The sequence below is a fragment of the Frankia sp. CcWB3 genome, assembly GCF_977927595.1.
Window position 1 is genome coordinate 6,886 of sequence record NZ_CDWRCK010000180.1, and the last position, 2,142, is coordinate 9,027.

The following is a 2,142-nucleotide window of genomic DNA, read 5'->3' on the forward strand; positions in this document are numbered from 1 at the left end:
GGCCTCCAGCCCCACGCCGGCGTGGGGCTGGACCTGTTGCCCGGGGGCCGGGCATGCTCGTGGCGCATCTGCTCGCCGCATTCGGGCTCGCCTGCTGGCTCTCCCTCGGCGAAAACCTGCTCTGGCGGGCCGCGCAGGGCGCCGCGGCCGCCGTACGACGCGCCGCCGGGCGCCTGCGGCGCCGTGACGGCCGCGTCCTACTCCTCGTTCCCGACCCGGTCACACGCCTGCCGGCGCGGCGACGGATCCGTCGGCCGGTCCTGCTGCATTACATCGTCATCCGTCGGGGCCCGCCGGTCCATGGGATGCTCTGAGCGGTCCGACGGCTGGCCCCGGTATCCCACAGATCCACCAACCCCCTTGCCCGCGTCGCGGGCCGGATCGTGTCGTCCCTCGATCCGCCGCCCGCGCCTGGCACCCGCGTGGCACCCGGTGGCCATCCTCGGCATCCCCATTCCATGTCCACGTGCGTCCGGTGACGTGGCAGATCGTCCGGCTCCCCACGAAACAAACGGGCCGGTGTGCCCGGCCGCCCGAATCGGTACGGCCACGGTACGGCCACCTCGACGTCTCGGGACTGATCAGTAACCCGCGGAGTCACCATGTCCGTAGTCGCCATGTCTGCACCAGTCAGGCCGGTCCCGCAGAGGCGTGCGGCCGGCGAGTTGGAACGCGAGGTCCTGGCCCTGCTCTGGGCCGCAGCCGAACCGCTGATGCCCTTCCAGGTTCAGCGCCGGCTGGGTCGGGGGCTCGCGCAGAGCACGGTCGCCACCACCCTGCTGCGGCTGGTGGCCAAGGGACTCGCCGAACGCGCGCCGCACGGCCGGGGATTCGCCTACCGTCCGCTGCAGCGCGCCGAGGACCACGCGGCGGAACAGATGATGAACTTCCTGGGCCGCGGCGACGATCCCGGCGCCGTGTTGCGCTGCTTCGCCCGCCACCTCCCACCGCACCACCGCGACGTCCTCCGCCAGGAACTCGCCGACGGAGAGCACCACGAGAACGGCTAGAAACGGCTAGAAGATGTGAGCATGAAGCCAGGTGAGCTCGGCGCCGAGGGTGACCAGGTGCAGCGGGGAGCGGCCGAGCCGGTCCAGACGGGTGACCTTGAGGGTGTCGCCGGCACGCAGCAGCGCGTCGACCTGGTGATCGGGGTTCTGGTCCGCGGTCGAAACCCGCGCGTAGCCGATCAGCACGGCGCCGAAAATACCCGACAACGATCCGTGCTCTCACGTTCGGGCTGGCGTCGCGGTCGCGGGGGCCGCGGCCGGATCGCGAGGACGGTGAAGGGCTGCGGTCGCGCCGAGCGGTGGGACCGCAGGGATGCCGGCGGCGGGAAGCTCGATCTCGAGGATGTCGAAGACGCCATCGTTGTAGAGGGTGTCGGTACGCAGCCGGCCGCCGTGGGCGGAGACGACCTGCTCGATGACGTAGCGGATTCCCGCTCGGAGGGGGCTGCCAGCGCGCTAGCCTCGGTGTCGTCGGGAAGGACGCGGGTGGGTGTACGGATCCGGAGAATGATCAGGTCGGTGCCGACCTGGCCGGCGCCGATATGAACCGGGGCCCCGGCTGGTGTGGAACGCAGGACGGTGTCGACGAGGTCACCCAGAAGCCGGCGCAGAGTGGCACCGTCCATCCGGACAGGTAGGTATGCGGGGGCGTCCACGACGACCAGGCAGCCGGTGTGGGTGGTGTGCAGCACGGTCTGGACATCGGCGAGAGCCGCGGTGAGATCGCTGGCGTTGATGTCGGTGTGCGCGGCGGTCGTCGCGGTGACCATGCTCTCAAGGAGGCGCTCGAGCTGGCGGGTGCTGTCGATCGCTGTGTCGAGCCGGCCGGCCAGCGTGCCGCCCTCCGCCTCTCCGCTGCGGGCATCGGTCAGGACAGCGCGGATACCCGCAAGCGGGGCACGGAACTCGTGGGCGACGGTGTCGACCAGATCGCGGCGCAGCCGGTCGGTCTCTTCCAGCCGCGCGGTCAGGCTTGCCTGTTCGTGGACGTACGCGCGGTAGTCCTCATTGGTGCCCCGGCGGATGACGGTCTCCGGCCGCCGGGACAACCACGGCCGCCGACGCCAGGCTGATGCCCCACTGACGGGTGTCTCCGCGTCAGGGGAGGGCGTGGCCGGTGCCGGGGACGGGC

At 71.4% G+C, this 2,142-nt stretch carries 3 protein-coding genes and 1 pseudogene; 2 read left to right on the top strand and 2 right to left on the bottom strand.

Features of this window, described 5'->3' with window-relative positions; translation table 11 throughout:
• Positions 1–314 (top strand): annotated as a pseudogene (locus ACY5KJ_RS14055) (hypothetical protein); the annotation flags it as partial.
• Between the two features lie 303 nt (positions 315–617).
• Complete coding sequence (locus tag ACY5KJ_RS14060; protein ID WP_462203546.1) at positions 618–1,010, top strand: BlaI/MecI/CopY family transcriptional regulator; 393 nt, start codon at positions 618–620, stop codon at positions 1,008–1,010.
• Between the two features lie 6 nt (positions 1,011–1,016).
• Here ACY5KJ_RS14060 and ACY5KJ_RS14065 read toward each other — a convergent pair whose 3' ends face one another.
• Together ACY5KJ_RS14065 and ACY5KJ_RS14070 are read right to left on the bottom strand one after the other, a co-directional pair.
• Complete coding sequence (locus tag ACY5KJ_RS14065) at positions 1,017–1,217, bottom strand: recombinase family protein (protein WP_462186787.1); 201 nt, start codon at positions 1,215–1,217, stop codon at positions 1,017–1,019.
• On the bottom strand, positions 1,190–2,142 hold a 953-nt coding region (locus ACY5KJ_RS14070; protein WP_462203547.1), incomplete at its 5' end, for a sensor histidine kinase. The genes ACY5KJ_RS14070 and ACY5KJ_RS14065, both read right to left, overlap by 28 nt.